Source organism: Frankia sp. BMG5.60, assembly GCF_059428125.1.
On sequence record NZ_CM182091.1, the window covers coordinates 2,474,369 to 2,493,271 of the forward strand.

At 73.5% G+C, this 18,903-nt stretch carries 17 protein-coding genes; all 17 read right to left on the bottom strand.

Annotated features, from left to right (window positions below; all coding sequences use genetic code 11):
* Positions 1–7: 7 nt before the first annotated feature.
* The 17 genes from cutA to pgsA all read right to left on the bottom strand — a co-directional run bounded on the left by cutA (position 8) and on the right by pgsA (position 18,836).
* Positions 8–337 carry a divalent-cation tolerance protein CutA gene (gene cutA / locus AC5R91_RS09925; RefSeq protein ID WP_495396854.1) on the bottom strand — a complete coding sequence of 110 codons (330 nt, stop codon included), beginning with the start codon at positions 335–337 and terminating at the stop codon, positions 8–10.
* A 362-nt stretch (positions 338–699) separates the two neighbouring features.
* On the bottom strand, positions 700–2,976 hold the full coding sequence (locus AC5R91_RS09930) for a RelA/SpoT family protein (protein WP_495396855.1): 2,277 nt from the start codon (positions 2,974–2,976) through the stop codon (positions 700–702).
* Between the two features lie 20 nt (positions 2,977–2,996).
* A complete protein-coding gene (locus AC5R91_RS09935) occupies positions 2,997–5,576 on the bottom strand; it encodes a RelA/SpoT family protein (RefSeq protein WP_495396856.1) in 2,580 nt (859 codons plus the stop codon).
* A gap of 82 nt (positions 5,577–5,658) precedes the next feature.
* Positions 5,659–6,228, bottom strand: a complete 570-nt coding sequence (locus tag AC5R91_RS09940; protein WP_495396857.1) for an adenine phosphoribosyltransferase — start codon at positions 6,226–6,228, stop codon at positions 5,659–5,661.
* Between the two features lie 93 nt (positions 6,229–6,321).
* Complete coding sequence (secF, locus tag AC5R91_RS09945; RefSeq protein ID WP_495396858.1) at positions 6,322–7,575, bottom strand: protein translocase subunit SecF; 1,254 nt, start codon at positions 7,573–7,575, stop codon at positions 6,322–6,324.
* Between the two features lie 3 nt (positions 7,576–7,578).
* Complete coding sequence (gene secD, locus AC5R91_RS09950; RefSeq protein ID WP_495396859.1) at positions 7,579–9,513, bottom strand: protein translocase subunit SecD; 1,935 nt, start codon at positions 9,511–9,513, stop codon at positions 7,579–7,581.
* Positions 9,514–9,660: 147 nt separating this feature from the next.
* Positions 9,661–10,167: a preprotein translocase subunit YajC gene (gene yajC / locus AC5R91_RS09955; protein ID WP_495396860.1), complete on the bottom strand. Its 507-nt coding sequence runs from the start codon at positions 10,165–10,167 to the stop codon at positions 9,661–9,663.
* Positions 10,168–10,305: 138 nt separating this feature from the next.
* Complete coding sequence (ruvB, locus tag AC5R91_RS09960; RefSeq protein ID WP_495396861.1) at positions 10,306–11,424, bottom strand: Holliday junction branch migration DNA helicase RuvB; 1,119 nt, start codon at positions 11,422–11,424, stop codon at positions 10,306–10,308.
* Positions 11,425–11,476: 52 nt separating this feature from the next.
* The gene (gene ruvA / locus AC5R91_RS09965) at positions 11,477–12,202 is read right to left on the bottom strand and encodes a Holliday junction branch migration protein RuvA (RefSeq protein WP_495396862.1); all 726 of its coding nucleotides are present in this window, start codon (positions 12,200–12,202) and stop codon (positions 11,477–11,479) included.
* Positions 12,199–12,765 (bottom strand): crossover junction endodeoxyribonuclease RuvC, encoded by a 567-nt coding sequence (gene ruvC / locus AC5R91_RS09970; protein WP_495396863.1) that lies wholly within the window; start codon positions 12,763–12,765, stop codon positions 12,199–12,201. The genes ruvA and ruvC overlap by 4 nt, the downstream gene beginning before the upstream one ends.
* A gap of 112 nt (positions 12,766–12,877) precedes the next feature.
* Positions 12,878–13,633, bottom strand: a complete 756-nt coding sequence (locus AC5R91_RS09975; RefSeq protein WP_495396864.1) for a YebC/PmpR family DNA-binding transcriptional regulator — start codon at positions 13,631–13,633, stop codon at positions 12,878–12,880.
* 22 nt (positions 13,634–13,655) lie between these two features.
* Positions 13,656–14,255, bottom strand: coding sequence for a pyridoxal 5'-phosphate synthase glutaminase subunit PdxT (pdxT, locus tag AC5R91_RS09980; RefSeq protein ID WP_495396865.1), 600 nt, complete (start codon positions 14,253–14,255; stop codon positions 13,656–13,658).
* Positions 14,252–15,184 carry a pyridoxal 5'-phosphate synthase lyase subunit PdxS gene (gene pdxS, locus AC5R91_RS09985; protein ID WP_495396866.1) on the bottom strand — a complete coding sequence of 311 codons (933 nt, stop codon included), beginning with the start codon at positions 15,182–15,184 and terminating at the stop codon, positions 14,252–14,254. The genes pdxT and pdxS overlap by 4 nt, the downstream gene beginning before the upstream one ends.
* A gap of 148 nt (positions 15,185–15,332) precedes the next feature.
* A complete protein-coding gene (locus AC5R91_RS09990) occupies positions 15,333–16,010 on the bottom strand; it encodes a LemA family protein (protein WP_495396867.1) in 678 nt (225 codons plus the stop codon).
* A gap of 75 nt (positions 16,011–16,085) precedes the next feature.
* Entirely contained in the window at positions 16,086–17,213 is a 1,128-nt protein-coding gene (locus AC5R91_RS09995; RefSeq protein ID WP_495396868.1) for a glycosyltransferase family 4 protein, read from the bottom strand.
* 28 nt (positions 17,214–17,241) lie between these two features.
* A complete protein-coding gene (locus AC5R91_RS10000) occupies positions 17,242–18,099 on the bottom strand; it encodes a phosphatidylinositol mannoside acyltransferase (RefSeq protein ID WP_495396869.1) in 858 nt (285 codons plus the stop codon).
* 47 nt (positions 18,100–18,146) lie between these two features.
* Positions 18,147–18,836 (bottom strand): phosphatidylinositol phosphate synthase, encoded by a 690-nt coding sequence (pgsA, locus tag AC5R91_RS10005; protein ID WP_495396870.1) that lies wholly within the window; start codon positions 18,834–18,836, stop codon positions 18,147–18,149.
* Positions 18,837–18,903: the final 67 nt, after the last annotated feature.

An 18,903-nucleotide genomic window follows, 5' to 3' on the forward strand; every position in this document is an offset into this window, starting at 1 on the left:
CCGGACGTCAGCTCCGCACGGCGGGCGCGGTCTCCGCACTGATCCACTGCAGATAGTCGGCGTGGCCCGCGACTATCGGCGTGGCAATGATCTCGGGATTCTCGTACGGGTGCAAGACGACCAGCCGCTCGCGTAGCTCGTCGAATCGCTCGGTGGTGGTTTTCGCGAGACAGAGCCATTCCTCGGCCTGTTCGATCTCGCCCTTCCAGCGGTAGATGCTGCTCATCGGGCCGATCACCTGGAAACAGGCGACCAGGCGTGCCCCCACGAGCGCACGGCCGATACGCTCGGCGCCTTCCCGGGAGTCGATACTCACGATGACCTGAAGGTGACCCACGCGCACTCCCATCTGGAAACGAGGGATACGCGAGATACTCTACATCGATCAGTGGCGGTCGCCGTTGAATTTACGGCGCCCGGAAGTGTGGCGGCTATTCCCGCGGCGACAATCCACCCTTATCGACCCGGATGGGGCAGTTTTAGGCACCTTCCGTTTACCACCGGTGGATGCGGAGGGCACTTTCCGGGGTGGAATCGCCACGCTGCGCGGCGGTGCCGATGACGGTTCTTGCCGACCGGCCCCTTTCGGCGCTCGGGCCGGCGGGTCGGGCCCGTACGGGGTCGCCCGACCCGGCGGGCGGCTCGGGTCGGGCGGCGACTCGGGTCAGGTGGCGACTCGGGTCAGGTGGCGACTATGGGTCAGGTGGCGGCGCGGGCGGGCGGGTCGGCGGTCGGCGACGCCTGGGTCTGACACACGCGATAGCAGTCGTACACGCCGCCCACCCGGCGGACCACCGAGAGCACGCCGTCGAGCTGCTCGGGTCCGGTGACCTCGATGGTGAAGCGGGCGTGGGCGACGCGGTCCTCGGAGGTGGTCGTCGACGCGGCCCGGACCGACACCGACGTCTCGGACAGGACCTCGGTGATGTCGGCCAGCAGCCCGTAGCGGTCGAACGCCTCGACCGCGATCTCGGCGGGGAAAATCTTGACATCGGGCGCGGACCAGGCCGCCACCACGACCCGTTCCCGGTCGGCGTGCGCCTCGGTGGCGTTGCCGCACTCGCGGCGGTGCAGCGAGACCGCGCTGCCGTGGGTCGTGAAGCCGACGACGGCGTCACCGGGCAGCGGCAGGCAACATCGGGCCAGCCGGACGGGCATGCTCGCGCCCGACCCGTCGTCGGCCACGGCGGCGAGGCTGGGTACGCCGCGCCGGGCCAGGGGCCGCGCCGGTGCCGCGGAGCTGCCGCCCGAAGCGCCCACGGCGTCTCCGGCCGAGCCGCCGTGGGCGCCGACGCCCGTCCCGGCCCGCCGCCCCGACTGCTCCGGTCCCTCGGGCAGGCCCGGGCCGGCAGCGGCGTCACGGCGCTGCCGGGCGAGCCGGCGGCGGATGCGCACGCGGGCCCGCGACGTCTTCACGAACCGCAGCCAGTCCTCCGACGGCCCGGCGCCGGGCAGGTTGGAGGTCAGGATCTCGACGACGTCACCGTTGCGCAGCCGGGTGTGCAACGGGACGAGCCGGCCGTTGACCCGGGCGCCGATCGCCCGGTGACCGATGTCGGTGTGCACGGCGTAGGCGACGTCAACGGGCGACGACCGGGGTGGCAGGGCGATCATCCGCCCCTTGGGGGTGAAGGCGAGCACCTCGTCGGAGTCCAGGTCGGAGGACAGCGACTCCAGGAACTCGTCGGAGTCGATCGTGTCCTCCTGCCAGTCCAGCAGGCTGTGCAGCCAGGACAGGCCCTCCAGCCGGGCGCCGTCGGCGCCGGGGCCGACCGGGCGCGCCACGATGCCGGTCTCCGCCAGCCGGTGCATCGCCAGGGTCCGGATCTGGATGTCGACGCTGCGCCCGAAGTCGTCGACGACGGTGGTGTGCAGCGACTGGTACATGTTGAACTTCGGCGTCGCCACGAAGTCCCGCAGCCGGCCCGGCACCGGGCGCCACAGCGCGTGGATCACCCCGAGGGCGGCGTAGCAGTCGGTCACCTCGTCGACGAGGACGAGGACGCGGACGATGTCGGTGTAGTCCTGCGGGGCCCGGGCCCGTTCCTGTCCCCGCTTGTAGATCGAGAACAGGTGGCTGGCGCGGACGGAGACCTCGCTGTCGATGCGGGCGCCCACGAGTCCCGCCCGCAGCCGCGCGACCAGGCCCGCAAGCGAGCCCGACGCCTGCTCCGCGGCGGTGAACTCGTCCACGATCCGGGCGGTGCGCGCGTGCTCGGCCGGATGGAGCACGGCGAACGCCCGGTCCTCCAGTTCACGCTTGATCACGCTGACGCCCAGCCGGTGGGCCAGCGGCGCCAGGATCTCCAGCGTGACCCGGGAGATCTTCACCCGCTTGGGCGGGGACATGAAGTCGAGCGTGCGCATGTTGTGCAGCCGGTCGGCGATCTTGATGACGAGCACCCGGTAGTCCCGGGCGAGCGCGACGATCAGCTTGCGCAGCGTCTCGGCCTCGGCCGCCTCACCGAAGCGCATCTTGTCCAGCTTGGTGACCCCGTCGACGAGGTTGGCGACCTCGCCGCCGAACTCCTCGACGACCGAGTCGAGGGTGTAGCCGGTGTCCTCGACGGTGTCGTGGAGCAGGGCCGCGATCAGCGTGGTCGTGTCCACGCCGAGTTCGGCGAGCGCCTCGGTGACGGCGAGCGGGTGGCTGATGTACGGGTCGCCGCTGCGGCGCATCTGGCCGGCGTGCAACCGCTCGGCGACTCCGTAAGCATGCACGAGCGCGCCGATGTCGGCCCGCGGGTGGTAGTCGCGGTGGGCCTCCACGATGTCCCGCAGCTCGGGGGGCACCTGCGACATGCGCGGCGTGGCCATCCGGCGGGCCAGGTGCGCCAGGCGCACGCTCGCCTGGCGCGCCGCCGACAGGGCCCGGGAGGCGTCGTCGGAGGAGTCGGCCCGCGCGTCGGCCCGGGACAGCGCCGGGGTCAGTCCGCCGCCCGCCGGCAGACCCGCACCTACGGTCTCAGCATCCACGGCGCCCCCCCTTTGTCCCGCTAGACCTGTACGCCTGAGGTGACGCGAAAACAGTCGTAGACCCCGTCGATGGACCGCACGGCACTCAGGATGTGCCCGAGATGCTTGGCATCCCCCATCTCGAAGGTGAAGCGGCTGACCGCGACGGAGTCCCTGGTGGTGGCCACCGACGCGGACAGGATGTTCACGTGCCGGTCGGAGAGCACCCGGGTGACGTCCGAGAGCAGCTTGGTCCGATCCTGCGCCTCGACCTGGATCACGACGAGGAACACCGAGCCCGACGACGGCGCCCACTCGACCTCGACGAGCCGGTCGTGCGGTCCGCCGCGCAGCCCGGTGAGGTTGGAGCAGTCGGTCCGGTGGACGGACACGCCCTTACCCCTGGTGACGAAGCCGGCGATGTCGTCGCCGGGCATCGGGGTGCAGCAGCGCGCGAGCTTCGTCCACACGTCCGGCGCCCCGGTGACCAGCACGCCCGGCTCCCCGGTGGAGCGGCGCAGCGTGCGGATCGGCAGCTCGGTCTCGCCGGCGTCCTCCTCGGCGCCCTCGGGGCCACCGAGCGCCACGAGCAGCTTCGACACGACCGCCGGCGCGCTGACGTGGTTCTCCCCCACCGCCGCGTACAGCGCGGCGACGTCGGCATAGCGCAGGTCCTTGGCCAGGTTCAGCAACGCGTCGCCGCTCATCAGCCGGGACAGCGGCAGCCCGTGGCGGCGCATGGCCCGGCCGATCGCGTCGCGGCCGGCGACGATCGCGTCCTCGCGACGCTCACGGGCGTGCCACTGGCGGATCTTCGTCCGGGCCCGCGAGGAGCGGACGAACATCAGCCAGTCCTCGCTGGGCCCCGCCGAGTGCGCCCGCGAGGTGAAGACCTCGACGGTGTCCCCGTTGTCCAGCTCGGTGTCCAACGCCGCCAGCCGGCCGTTGATCCGGGCGCCGACGCAGTGATGACCGACGTCGGTGTGCACCGCGTAGGCGAAGTCCACCGACGTCGACCCGGCGGGCAGCGGGATGACGTCGCCCTTCGGGGTGAACACGAAGACCTCGTCGGTCTCCGCGGCGAAGCGCAGGCTGTCGAGGAACTCGCCCGGGTCGGCGGTCTCCCGCTGCCAGTCCAGGACCTGGCGAAGCCAGCTCATGAGGTCCGGCTCGGGGCCGCCGCGGCGCCGCCCGGAGCGGCCGCCCTCGACGACGCCCGCCGACGGGCGGGCCGCGACGCCGTCCTCCTTGTACTTCCAGTGCGCGGCGATGCCGTACTCGGCGCGGTTGTGCATCGCGTGCGTACGGATCTGCAGCTCGATCGGCTTGCCCTCGGGCCCGATGACCGTCGTGTGCAACGACTGGTACATGTTGAACTTGGGCATTGCGATGTAGTCCTTGAACCGGCCCGGGATCGGCTTCCAGTTCGCGTGGACGGTGCCCAGGGTGGCGTAGCAGTCGCGGACCGAGTCGACGAGGACGCGGATGCCGACGAGGTCGTAGATGTCGTCGAACGATCGGCCGCGCACGACCATCTTCTGGTAGATCGAGTAGTAGTGCTTGGGTCGGCCGGAGACGACCGCCCGGATCCGGGCGTCACGCAGGCCGGCCTGCACCTGGCCGATCACCTCGGTGAGATACACGTCGCGGCTGGGCGCCCGGTCGGCGACGAGGCGGACGATCTCGTCGTAGCGCTTCGGGTACAGCGCGGCGAACGCGAGGTCCTCCAGCTCCCACTTCAGCGAGTTCATCCCGAGTCGGTGGGCGAGCGGGGCGTAGACCTCCAGCGTCTCGCGCGCCTTGCGCTCCTGCTTGTGCTCGGGCAGGAAGCGCAGGGTGCGCATGTTGTGCAGCCGGTCGGCGAGCTTGACGACCAGCGCCCGCGGGTCGCGGGCCATCGCGACGACCATCCGGCGAATCGTCTCCGCCTGCGCCGCCTCGCCGACCTTGACCCGGTTGAGCTTGCTGACGGCGTCGACGATGAGGGCGATCTGGTCGCCGAAGGTCTCCCGGATCGCCTCGGCGGACAGGGAGGTCTCCTCCAGCGTGTCGTGCAGCAGGGCCGCGGACAGCGTCGGGGTGTCCATCCCGAGATCGGCGAGGATGCTCGCCACGGCGATCGGGTGGGTGATGTAGGGGTGCCCGGAGAAGCGCACCTGGCCGGCGTGCGCGGCGTCGGCGACCTCGAAGGCCTGCTGGACCTGGTCGATGTCGGCCCGCGGATGGTTCGCGAGCAGGCCGCGCAGCACCGGATCGAGGGCCGAGGAGGGGGTGGCCCGGTGCGTCGAAAGGCGCGACAGGCGCCCGCGCACCCGGCGCGGCAGGGGTGGGGACTCGTGGCCGAGCCGGGGAACGACCGGCGAGCCGTCGTCCGGCGGCGCGGCCGCCGGCGGCCCGGTCTGCCCGGCCGGTTCCCGGGCCGGGGCCTCGGCGGCTCCCCGCGGCTCCCGGCTCACGGGCTGCAGGCCGGCCGGCTCGCGGACGGCCTGGTCACGGGGGGTGGGTCCGCGATCCGGGCCGGACGGGGCAGGACGCGCACCATCGCCCGCCGACCGTGACTCCCTCAAGGGAGCCACGGCGGGCGACGACGCTCCGGTGGTAACCGGCGCTGCCTCTGGCACGGGCCGCTCCTGCGTGAGGACTAGACACCGAGCCTAACGCCGCGCCGCGCGGAAGCCTTCCGCAGCCTCGGCCGAGGGTAGGTCAAATCGTCAGAATTGGGACGACGTCCAACGGAGCGACCCGTTCCCGGCCGGGCAGGAACGACAGCTCCATGAGGACCGCGAGGCCCACCACCTCGGCCCCGACGCCGGCCAGCAGGCCGTGCGCGGCGGCCGCCGTGCCGCCGGTCGCCAGCACGTCGTCGACCAGCAGCACCCGCTCGTCCGGGCGCACCGCGTCGGCGTGGATCTCGATGGTGGCGGTGCCGTACTCCAGGTCGTAGGTCGCGCTGCGGGTCGGGCCCGGCAGCTTGCCCTGCTTGCGAATGGGCACCAGGCCGGCGCCGAGCCGGTCGGCGACCGGCGCGGCCAGCAGGAAGCCGCGGGCCTCGATCCCCGCGATCGTGGTCGCGCCGCGCAGGCGCGCGACGTCCACCAGGGCCCCGATCACCACGCCGAACGCGGCGGGCGTGGCGAGCAGCGGGGTGATGTCCTTGAACACGACCCCGGGCTGCGGCCAGTCCTGGATGTCCCGGATGTGGCCACGCAACACGTCGGCGGCCGCGTCGCTCGTGGCGGGCCGTCCGGGTGCCGCCTCGTCGATGCTCGTCATCGTCCTGCTCATCCCACTTTCGGGGCTAGTCCGCCAGATCCGTGTCCGGGCGCCGCAGGGCACGGGTACGCAGGTGTGCGCCTGACGCCCGGCTCACCGACGCTTCTTACCGCTCGGCCGCCCCCGCCGGCCCGGTTTGCGGCCTCCGGCGCGTCGCGCGGCACCCGCCGTGGGGGGTCGCCGACCGGGCCCACCGAGGCCCGCCCCGGCGGGGACCGGCTCGCGGGCACCGGGCCCGCCCGGCCGACCGACCGGGTCGTCCGGTCGGTCAGCCGCTCCCGAGGCAAGGGCCGCCACCTCCGCCGATAGCGTCTCCCCCGGCGCCGGCGAGCCCACCGGCGCCCCCGGGCCGGCCGAGGCCGACGCGGCGGCGCGTGCGCGCTTGCCCCGCTCCCGGGCGACCCGGGCGTCGAGGGCCTGCACCGCCGGCTCACCCCGCTTGAGGTCGACCAGCAGGGGCGTGGCGAAGAACAGCGACGAATAGGTGCCGGAGGCGATCCCGACGAACTGGGCGAGCGCGAGGTCCTTCAGCGTGCCCGCGCCCAGCAGCCCGGCGCCGACGAACAGCAGCGACGCCACCGGGATGAGGGCGATGAGCGACGTGTTGAGCGAACGGACCAGCGTCTCGTTCAGCGCGTCGTTCGTCGCCTCGGCATAGGTGCGGCGGTTGGAGGTCGCCATCCCCGCGGTGTTCTCCCGCACCCGGTCGAACACCACCACCGTGTCATAGAGCGAGAAGCCGAGGATGGTCAGCACGGCGATCACCGTCGACGGCGTCACCTCGAACCCGACGAGGGAGTAGACGCCCATGGTGACGACGAGGTCGTGAACGAGCGCGGCCATCGCGGCCACCGCCATCTTCCACTCGAAGCGCACCGACAGGTAGATCATCACGAGCACCAGGAAGACGACCAGCCCCTGGATGGCCTTGTTGGTGATCGTCGTGCCCCACGAGGAGCCGACCGTGGACACCGCGATGTCACGGTCCGGGTCGGCCACGGAGAACCGCTTGGCCAGCGCGTCCGTCAGCTTGTCGGTCTGGGCGTCGGACAGGGTGGGGGTCTGCACCCGGAACTGCTTGGAGGTCTCGAGCTGCTGGACCACGCCGTCCGCCGGGTCGATGCCGACGCTGGAGAGGGTCTCCTCGACCTGCTGGACGGTGCCGCCATGGCTGGGTAGCTGGAAGACCGCGCCACCGGAGAACTCGATGCCCAGGGTGAAGCCGCGGAAGATCATGCTCACCGCGCAGATCGCGATGATGACGCCGGAGATCGCGTACCAGACCCGGCGGCGGCCGACGAAGTCGACGTGGAAGTCACTGCGGTAGATCCGCCCGAGCAGTGCCATCTGTCAGCTCTCCCGCTTCTGCCCGGCCGGCGCCGGCCGCTTGGCCAGCCGCGGCCTGCTGGGGGCCGTGGCCGATGGCCCGGCCGCGGCCCGGCCACCGATCGTCTTCGGACTCAGACCGGAGAACCGGCTGACGGAGAACAGTCTGCGCCGCACCAGCAGGGCCACCATGGGGCGGGTGAAGATGAACATGATCAGCACGTCGCTCAACGTCGACAACCCGAGGGTGAACGCGAACCCGCGCACCGAGCCGATCGAGAGGATGTAAAGCACGGCGGCGGCGAGGAACGAGACCGTGTCCGCCGAGAGCATCGTGCGCCGCGCGGCCGGCCAGGCCCGGTCGGCGGCGGCACGCACCGTCCGGCCGGCCTGCACCTCGTCCTTGATCCGTTCGAAGTAGACGACGAACGAGTCCGCGGTGACGCCGATCGACACGATCAGACCGGCGATGCCGGCGAGGGTCAGCGTGAAGCCGATCGCGGCGCCCAGCAGCACCACCGAGGCGTAGATGATCGCCCCGCTGACCGCCAGCGAGGCGACCACCACGATGCCCAGCGCTCGGTAGTACAGGAACGAGTAGGCGACTACCAGCACCAGCCCGATGGCCCCGGCGAGCAGCCCGCCGTGCAGCGAGTCGCGACCCAGGGTCGGCGAGATCGACTCGGCCTGGGAACGCTCGAACGCCAGCGGCAGCGCACCGTAACGCAGAACGTTGGCGAGGTCCTCCGCCTCGGACTGGCCGAAGGACCCGGAGATCTGCGCGGTCCCGGCGATGCGCTCGTTGGTCTGCGGCGCCGACTGCACCACGCCGTCGAGCACGATCGCGACCTGCTTGCCGATCGTCTTCTCGGTGAGCTTGGTGAACTTGTTCTGGCCGGAGCCGGTGAAGTCGACGTTGACCACCCACTGGCCGGTGGTGACGCCGGTGGTGCCACCGCCGCCCTGTAGGCCGGCGGAGGCCGTCTTCACGTCGGTGCCGACGACGGACGCCGGCTTGAGCAGGTACTTGGTCGCCCCGTCCCGGTCGCAGGCGGCGGTCCAGTCCTGGGGCCGGTCGGTGCTGACCGCCGCCTTGCGCACGTCGGTGGCCGCGCAGGTCAGCGCGTCGTACTGGGCGACCGCGGCGGCAGGCGGCGTGTCCGCGGAGGAGGCGGCCCCGGCCGCGGGCGCCGTCGGCGACGGGGACGCCGACGCGGCCGGAGCCGCGGAGGCCGCCGCGGCGGGAGAGGCCGAGGCGGCGGGAGAGGCCGAGGCGGCGGTGACGGCACCGGCGGCGGTGACCGCCTTACCCGTGCTCGCGGCAAGTGCCACCGGCTGCGCGACCAGCCCGGAGCCGTCCCCGAGCGCCACCGGCTTCGCGGCCGGCCGCGAGCCGTCGCCGAGGGCGGCCGGCCGATTCGACGCCGACGGGGTCGGCGCCGCGGAGGGGGCCGCCGACGGCGCCGCGGACGGCACGCTCCCGGCCGCCGGCGACGGCGTCGCGCCGGGCGCGGGGGTCGGCACGGCCCTGCTGCCGGGGGTGGGCGAGGGGACCGTCTTCGCCGGGGTCGCCGCGGCGGCCTCGTAGACCTCACGGAAGCGCAGCTCCGCGGTCTGCCCCACCAGATCGACCACGTCGCCGCGACCACGGCCGGGGACCGAGATCTCGATCTGGTTGCCGGTGCGGTGAACCTCGGACTCGGCGACGCCCAGCCCGTCGACGCGCTGGCGGATGATGTCCACCGCCTGGTCGACCGCGCCGGAGTCGACGGCGCTGCCGGTGGTTGCCCGAGGCGTGAGGATCACACTCGTGCCGCCCTGCAGGTCCAGCCCCAGTCGTGGGGTCCAGTTCCCGGTGGCGGCCATCAGGCTGTAGAGGACGACGAGCAGACCGCCGAGTACCCCCAGCCGGGTCCAGACGGAGCTTCCCGTGGATGCCCGTGCCGAGCCGCGTGCCACGTGCGAGTCCCTTCCTCACGCGCCGGATGCCGGCGCTCGTTCGTCTCGCCGTTGCCCGGACCGGCGGTGCCCAACGTACCCGAACGAATGTCACCGAGGGTACGTTCCAAACCCCCGCTGGTGACGCTCCGGCGGTCCGTCGACCTGCTACAGCTCCTTGCGTGGCGGGCGGGGCACGCCGTTGCCCTCACCGTCGGAGCCGTCGGTCGCGGACGGCCCCCCGGCGCCCTCCTCGCCGACGGCGGTGCCCGTGCCGGGCGCAGGCGTCTCGCCGGCCGAGGTCGCGTGGTCGGCCGGACCGTCGTGCGCGTCGCCGTCCGCCGGCCCGTCGTCGTGCGCCTCGTCGGTGTCCGGCGAGCTGATCACCCGGGCGATGGCGCTGCGGGTGAACCGGCAGACCACGTCGGGGGCGATCTCGAGCAGGACATCGCCGTCCTCCAGCTCCACGACGGTCGCGTAGAGCCCGGCGGTGGTGATCACGAGGGTGCCGGGCAGGATCTGGGACACCTGCTGCTGTTGAGCCTTGGCGCGGCGACGCTGCATCGAGAAGATGTAGACGACCGCCAGGACGAGAAGAAGCGGAATCAGGAAACCGCCGATGGAACTGCCGCCGTTACCGTCGGCTGCCGTCGCCGCCGTCACAAGTCCGCGCACGTCCTGCCCTCCTGATGTGTTGCGGCGATCGTACGTATCGAGCGGATGCCGTCGGTGGGCAGGGCCGTGGTGTCCGCTTTATACCGGCGCCGTGGCGCCGCACGGTGGGCGGCGGTGGGCCGCCCGGTGGGCCGCCGCTCAGCCGTCGTCGGAGAGCCGGCCGCCGTCGGAGAGCAGTCCGGTGTCCGGGAGCAGGCCGCCCTCGGGGAGCAGGCCGGTGTCCGGGAAGAGCGGAGCCTGGCTGCGGCCGAGCGGCTCGGCGATCGGTTCGAGCCCGAGGTGCTCGAAGGCGGCGGGGGTGGCGACCCGGCCCCGGGAGGTGCGGATCAGCAGGCCGGCCCGGAGCAGGAACGGCTCGGCCACGTCCTCGACCGTCTCCGGCTCCTCCCCCACCGAGACGGCCAGCGTGGTGAGCCCGACCGGGCCGCCGCCGAAGCGACCCACGAGCGCCTCCAGCACGGCTCGGTCGAGGCGGTCGAGCCCCAGCCCGTCCACGTCGTAGATCCGCAGCGCGGCTCGGGCGACGTCCCGGGTGACCACGCCGTCGGCGCGCACCTCGGCGTAGTCACGCACCCGGCGCAGCAGCCGGTTGGCGATGCGCGGGGTGCCCCGCGAGCGCCCGGCGACCTCGGCCGCGCCGTCCTCGGTGAGGCTGACGCCGAGCAGGCCCGCCGAGCGGGTCAGCACCCGGGCGAGCTCGTCGGGGGCGTAGAAGTCCAGGTGGGCGGTGAACCCGAAGCGGTCGCGCAGCGGCCCCGTCAGCAGCCCCGACCGGGTCGTGGCGCCCACCAGTGTGAACGGGGCGACGTCGAGGGGGATGGCGGTCGCGCCGGGTCCCTTGCCGAGGATCACGTCGACCCGGAAGTCCTCCATCGCGGCGTAGAGGAGCTCCTCGGCGGGACGCGCGATCCGGTGGATCTCGTCGAGGAACAGCACCTCCCCAGGGGACAGCGCGGTGAGGATCGCGACGAGGTCGCCGGCCCGTTCGATCGCCGGGCCGCTGGTCATCCGCAGCGGCACCGCCAGCTCCTCCGCGATGATCATCGCGAGGCTGGTCTTGCCCAGGCCCGGTGGGCCGGACAGCAGGACGTGGTCCGGCGGCCGCCCGCGGGCCCGCGCCCCCTCCAGCATGATCGAGAGCTGTTCCCGGACCTTGCGCTGACCGACGAACTCGGTGAGCGTGCGCGGGCGCAACCCGGCCTCGAACGCCTGCTCCTCGGCGCTCGCGGCGGCCGAGACGAGCCCGTCGGCGCTCATGCGCCGCCCGCTTGCGTCCCGCCGGCCGCCAGCCCAGCCTCCGCCGGCGCGGTCATCGGCGCAGCACTGCCAGGCTCGCCCGCAGCAACGTCGCCGCGTCGGCCGCGCCCTCGGCGGACGCAGCACCGGCGGACGCAGCACCAGCAGACGGAGCACCGGCCGGCGCGGTGCCGCCTGACCGGTCCGGGCCGTCGAGGTCGTCCGGGGGCGCGGCCAGCACCGCCAGCGCGCGGGACACCGCGTCGTCGGCCTCCCGCGCCGAATAGCCCAGCCCGGCGAGCGCCTCGCGCACGGTGTCCGCGACCCCGCCGGCCCCGCCCGCCCCGGCGCCGAGGTCGGCGGGCGCCGCCCGGGGCCCGGGCACCGCGGCGCCGCGCGGCGGGCCGAGTCGGTCGCGCAGGTCCAGGACGATTCGCTGGGCGCCCTTGCGCCCGATCCCGGGCACCTTGGTGAGCGCCGCGAGATCCTCCTCGGCGACCGCCCGGCGGACCGCGTCCGGATCGTGCACGCCGAGGACGGCCTGGGCGAGCTTCGGCCCCACCCCGGCGGCGGACTGCAGGATCTCGAAGACGTCGCGGGCGTCGGCGTCGGTGAACCCGTAGAGGGTCAGCTCCGTCTCGCGCACGACGAGGGTGGTGGCGAGGCTGGCCGGCTCGCCGACCCGCAGCCGGGCCAGCGTCGCTGGGGTGCACTGGACGAGCAGGCCGACGCCACCCACCTCGACGACGGCGGACAGCGGCCCCAGCGCCCTGACGGTGCCGGCCAGCGAGGCGATCACGACGCCCCCGCCGGACGGCGGGCGGGCGCGGCAGGCGGCGGCGGGCGGCGGGCGGGCGCGGCGGGCGCAGCCGAGCGCAGCCGAGCCAGCGCCGGGCCCCGCCACAGGTGGCACAGCGCCAGCGCCAGCGCGTCGGCGGCGTCGGCCGGCCGCGGCACCTCGGTCAGCCCCAGCAGCCGGGTGACCATGAACCCGACCTGGGCCTTGTCGGCCCGGCCACTGCCGGTGACCGCAGCCTTGACCTCGCTGGGCGTGTAAAGGCCCACCGGCAGGTCGCGCCGCGCGGCAAGCATGATCGCTACTGCGCCGGCCTGGGCCGTGCCCATCACCGTACGCACGTTGGCCTGGCTGAAGACCTTCTCGACCGCGACCGCGTCCGGGCGGGTGCGGTCCAGCCAGGCGTCGATGCCGTCGGCGACGGCCCGCAGGCGGTCGGCCACCTCGGCACCGGCGGGCGTGCGCACCACCCCCGCCTCGACCAGGCGGGCACGGGAACCCAGGGCGCCGTCGACGACCCCCAGGCCGCACCGGGTCAGCCCCGGATCGACGCCCAGCACCCGCATCCACCCTCCCGACCACACGCCCGCAAGAACACTCGTTCGATGGTAGATCGGTCGGCGCAACCGGACATCCACGACACGCCCAACAGATCGTCCCGGGCGCGGTGGCGCGCGGCTAGCTGCTGACGAGCTCCATGACGTCGTCGGAGATGTCGCCGTTGAACCACACGTTCTGGACGTCGTCGAGGTCCTCGACCGCCTCGACGAGCTTGAGCACCTTGGCCGCGGGCTCGGCGTCCAGCGGCACGCTCACGCTCGGCAGCCAGGAGATGTCCGCCGAGGTGATCTCCAGGCCGGCGTCGGTGGCCGCCACCCGCACCGCATGCAGGTCGGTGGCCTCGGAGATGACCTCGAAGACGTCGCCGAGATCGTTGACCTCCTCGGCGCCCACGTCGAGCACGGCGAGCAGCACGTCGTCCTCGGTGAGCCCGGCGGCCTTCGTGAGCAGCACGACGCCCTTGCGGTTGAACAGGTACGACACCGAGCCGGGATCGGCCACCGTGCCGCCGTTACGGGTGATCGCCACCCGGACGTCGGAGGCGGCGCGGTTGCGGTTGTCGGTCAGGCACTCGACGAGGATCGCGACGCCGTTCGGCCCGTACGCCTCGTAGGTGATGTTCTCGTAGTTCACCCCGCCGGCGAGCTCGCCGGAGCCCCGCTTGACCGCCCGCTCGATGTTGTCGTTCGGGACGGACTGCGACTTGGCCTTGGCGATGGCGTCGGCCAGCGTGGGGTTTCCCGCCGGGTCGCCGCCGCCCGTCTTGGCGGCGACCTCCACCGTCTTGACCAGCTTGGCGAACAGCTTGCCCCGCCGGGCGTCGATGACCGCCTTCTTGTGCTTCGTGGTCGCCCACTTGGAGTGACCGCTCATGTCCTGCCCCTCTTACTCGCGATCACCGACCGGATCCGGAAGATCGCACAATGTCGACGAATAGCCGGTGCATCCTGGAGTCACCGGTCAGCTCCGGATGGAACGCGGTGGCCAGCAGCGGGCCCTGACGGACCGCCACCGGCGCCTCGGCGACACGAGCCAGGACCTCGACCGCATCGCCCGCCTTTTCTACCCATGGTGCCCGGATGAAGACCGCGTGCACAGGCGGTCCCTCCACGCCGTCGACGTCGAGGTCGACCTCGAACGAGTCGACCTGCCGGCCGAAGGCGTTGCGCCGGACGACCATGTCCAACCCACCGATCAGCGGCTGGTCCGGCCGGCCGTCCACGACGTCCCGCGCAAGCAGGATCATGCCAGCACACGAGCCGAACACGGGCAGGCCCGCCACGACCGCGGCCCGCAGCGGCTCCAGCAGCTCGAACACCCGCAGCAGCCGGCCGATCGTCGTGGACTCGCCGCCGGGCAGGACCAGACCGTCCACCTCGGCGAGCTCCGCCGCCCGGCGGACCTCCACCGGCCGCGCACCGACGGCGCTGAGCGCCCGAGCGTGTTCGCGCACGTCCCCCTGCAGCGCGAGGATGCCGATCCGCGGGCCGCTCACCAGCCGCGGTCGGCGTAGCGGGCCGCCGACGGGAGCTCGGCGACGTTGATGCCGACCATCGCCTCGCCCAGGCCCCGCGACACCTTCACCAGCACGTCGGGGTCGTTGAACATCGTGGTGGCCTCGACGATCGCGCGGGCGCGCCGCGCCGGATCGCCGGACTTGAAGATCCCGGAGCCGACGAACACCCCGTCCGCGCCGAGCTGCATCATCAGCGCCGCGTCCGCCGGGGTGGCGATGCCGCCGGCGGTGAACAGCACGACCGGCAGCCGGCCGAGACGGGCCACCTCGGCGACCAGCTCGACGGGGGCGCGCAGCTCCTTGGCCGCGGCATAGAGCTCCTCCGCGGGCAGCGCGGCGAGCCGGCCGATCTCGGCGCGGATGGTGCGCATGTGCACCACCGCGTTGGACACCTCGCCGGTGCCCGCCTCACCCTTGGAGCGGATCATCGCCGCCCCTTCGGCGAGCCGGCGCAGCGCCTCGCCGAGGTTGGTCGCCCCGCAGACGAACGGCACCGTGAACGACCACTTGTCGATGTGGTGGTGCGGGTCGGCCGGGGTGAGCACCTCGGACTCGTCGACGTAGTCCACCCCGAGGGCCTGGAGCACCTGGGCCTCGACGAAGTGCCCGATCCGCGCCTTGGCCATGACCGGGATGGACACCGCCTCGATGATCTCCGAGATCATGTCCGGGTCGCTCATCCGGGCGACGCCGCCCTGGGCGCGGATGTCGGCGGGCACCCGCTCCAGGGCCATCACCGCCACGGCGCCGGCGTCCTCGGCGATACGCGCCTGCTCGGCCGTGACCACATCCATGATCACACCGCCCTTGAGCATCTCCGCCATGCCGCGCTTGACGCGGGCGGTACCGGCGTGCCGGGCGGATTCGGTCGCCGGGCCGGCGGTGGCGGCAGTCTGGCCCTGGGACATGATGTGCCGTCTCTTTTCGCTCCAGTCGGGCGCCACGGCCGGCTCCGCCATGTCAGGAACACCTGCATGTCGGATACCCAGCCAGGTGAATCCCGTGCGGGTGGGTCGGTTCCCCATCGTACGGCGCAGCCCGCACCGATCGGGCGACTCAGGAGGCCAGGCCCGGCCGGTCGCCGTGCCCGAGCGGCCCGTCGCGCCCCGGCCGGTCCTCGCGGACGGCGTTGGCGCGGGCGGGGTTCTCGCGGGCGGGGCTGTCGCGGCCGTGGGTGTCGGCGCCGTACGCCGGACCCTCGACGAGGCGCGGCCAGGGTTCCTCGCGGACCGGCAGGGCGTCGTCGATCTCGAAGTAGCCGGGCGGCGGGCGGCGGCCGGACAGGTGGAGCACCCGGACCACCCGGCGGCCCGCGAGCGCCCGCTGGTCCCGGACAGCGTCGTTGTGGAACTGGCGGGCCAGCGCCACCCGGGCCGCCCCGGAGTCGACCGCGTGCAACTCGACGGGAAAACGCTGCCCTGCCGCCGCGACCTCCGCGGAGCGCAGCGCCCGGCTCAGCGCGTTCTCGGCCAGCTCGACCGCGGCGTCCAGGGGGGCGCCGGCGAGCAGGGCCGGGTAGCACACACGCGCGCGGGCGGCGGTGGCCGCCAGCTCGTCGAGACCGCAGCGCTCGGCGAGCTGCGCCGCGGCGTCGGCGCGCGCGACGAGCTGGGTGACCAGACCGCCGCCGGCGTCCGACACCCGAGCGGCGAGCCGGTCGAGCCGGCGGGCCAGCCAGGTCAGATAGGTCGCAATCGCCACCACCAGGGCGACCACCACCACGAGGACGGTCATCTCGCGCAGCGTAGCCAACGGGCGGATGTGACCTGGCGCCGGTACCGGCCACCGGGTTCGCCGCCGCCCGCCTGGCTACGTCGACGCGAGCGACACCCGCCGGTCCCCGGAGACCATCTCGTAGACGCCGACGATGCGTTCGGCGATGGTCCGCCAGTCGTATGTCTCGACGACCTCCCGGCCCCGCCGGACCAGCCCCGCGGCACCGGCGGGATCGGTCAGCACGTCGGCGAGGGTGACGGCGAGCTGCGCGGGATCGCCGACGTCGAACAGCCGCCCGGCGCGGCCGTCGTCGAGCACCCGGCGGAACGCGTCGATGTCGCTGGCCACCACGGCGGTCCCGGCCGCCATCGCCTCCAGCAGCACGATCCCGAAGCTCTCCTGGCCGGTGTTCGGGGCGCAGTACACCTGGCCGGAGGCGAACACCCGCGGCTTGTCGGCATCGGAGACGAGGCCCAGCAGGTCGACCCGGGACCGCAGCTCCGGTTCCAGGCGTGCGCGCACCGCCGCGGCGTCCCCGGGCCCGGCGACGAGCAGGCGCGCGTCGTCGATCCGGGCGGCGAGCGCCGGCATCGCGGCCAGCAGCACGTCGAGGCCCTTGCGCGGCTCGTCGATGCGGCCGAGGAAGGCGACGGTGGGCCGCCCGTCGTCGTAGCCGGGCAGCGGCCGGGCGTCGGCGAAGTGCTGCACCGCGACCCCGTTGGGGATCAGGATGGCGTCGGCGCCGAGATGCTCCACGAGCGTGCGCCGCGCCGCCTCGGACACGGCGATGCGGGCGCGCAGCTTCTCGAAGGCCGGCTGCAACGCACCCTGTGCGGCGGTCAGGAACCGCGAGCGGGGGTTGGCGGTGTGGAAGGTCGCCACGATCGGCCCGTCGGCGAGCATGCAGGCCAGCAGGCTGACGCTCGGCGCGCTGGGCTCGTGCACGTGCAGGACGTCGAAGTCGTGCTCGCGCAGCCAGCGGCGGACCCGGGCGGCGGAGACCGGGCCCATCAGCAGCCGGGCGACCGAGCCGTTGTAGGGCACCGGCAGCGCCCGGCCGGCGTCGACGGCGTAGGACGGCAGGGTCTGCTCGTCGTCGACCGGAGTGATGACCGAGACCTCGTGTCCCGCCGCGAGCAGGGCCTCGGCGAGGTCCCGCACGTGGACCTGGACCCCGCCGGGGACGTCCCAGGTGTAAGGGCAGGCCAGACCGATCTTCACGGCGCCGCCGCGGCGCGACCGGGCGGGGTCACGCCTCGTCGCGCCAGACGCGCTGGAGCATGTGCCAGTCGGCGGGATGGGCGGCGATGCCGGCGGCGAAGGCGTCGGCGAGGTCCTGGGTCATCGTCGCGACGTCGCTCGGCGGCACCGCGGGGTGGATCCGCGCGCTCCACCCGTCCCGGTCGAACCAGAGCGTGACCGGCAGCAGCGTCGCCCCGGTGGCCAGCGTGAGCGCGGCGGGTCCGCCGGGCATCGTCGCCGCGGCGCCGAAGAACCGCACGGGGATGCCCGCGCGGGACAGGTCACGGTCGGCGAGCAGGCACAGCATCCCGCCGGCCCGCAGCCGGTCGGCCAGCAGGCCGAACGGCGGGCTCTCGCCGCCCGTCAGCGGGATGACCTCCATCCCGAGTTCGGAGCGGAACGCGACGAACCGCTCGAACAGCGACTCGGGCCGCAGCCGCTCGGCGACCGTCGTGAACGGGACGCCGGTCGCCGCGAGCCAGGCGCCGGCCTGCTCCCAGTTACCCATATGCGGCAGCGCCAGGATCGTGCCGGCGCCGCGGGCGTGCGAGTCGCGCAGGAGGTGCTCGTCGAGGACCCGCATCCGGCCGACGATCCGCTCGGTGCCGAGCTCGCGCAGGCGGAAGACCTCGAGCCAGTAACGCGCGTAGGAACGCATCGCCGCCCGGGTGAGCCGGTCGAGGTCGGTACCGGCCGGCGCCACCCGGCCCAGGTTGGCCCGCAGCCGGCGCACCCCGCGCCCGCCGCGCCGGTACGCCGCGTCGGCGCCCAGCCGGAACGCCGCGGCGGCGACCGGCTCCGGCAGCAGCCGCACGCCGCGCCAGCCCAGTGCGTAGCCGAGGTCGGTGAGCCGCCCCTCGGTCACGGCCGCCCCACGGTCACGGCCGCCCCACGGTCACGGCCGCACCTCGGTCACGGCCGCCGCGCGGGACCGGCCGGCGCGGCCCCGGACGGGACGGTGGGGGCCGCGGTCGACGCGGACGGGTCCGGCGGGTCACCCGCGCGGTACCACTGCCGGTACACGTGCACCACGCGCTGCACGACGGTGAGCGAGGTCGCGCCGACGAGGAACCACAGCGCGGCCGGCAGCAGGTAGGGCACACCGAGTCCGTACAGGCCGGCGGCGACCAGCAGGATCAGCAGCCGTTCGCCGCGCTCGGCGAAGCCGACGTTGCAGGTGAAGCCGAGCCCCTCCGCGCGCGCCTTGACGTAGGAGGTGATCGAGCCCGCCACCAGGCAGACCAGCGCGGCCACGACGAGCGGCAGCGAGTCGCCGTCACCGGCGTACCAGACGACCAGCGAGCCGAAGATCGCACTGTCGCCGACGCGGTCGGAGGTGGAGTCGAGGAAGGCCCCCCACTTGGAGGAGATGCCGCGGGCTCGGGCGATCACCCCGTCGATCAGGTCCGAGAAGACGAAGAGGGTGATCACGATCGTGCCGAGGAAGAACACCCCGCGGGTGAAGAACCCCAGCGCGGCGCCCGCCACCCCGATGGTGCCGATGATCGTCACGACGTCGGGCGACACCGACGACCGGGCGGCCCACTGGCTCACCGGGTCGAGCACCTTCTGGATCTGCGGTCGTGCCTTGCTAGCGAGCATGTCCGTCCCGTCGTCCCGCGTGCACCCGGCTTCGGGCGGTCTTCACAGTACCGCCGCCACGATCCGT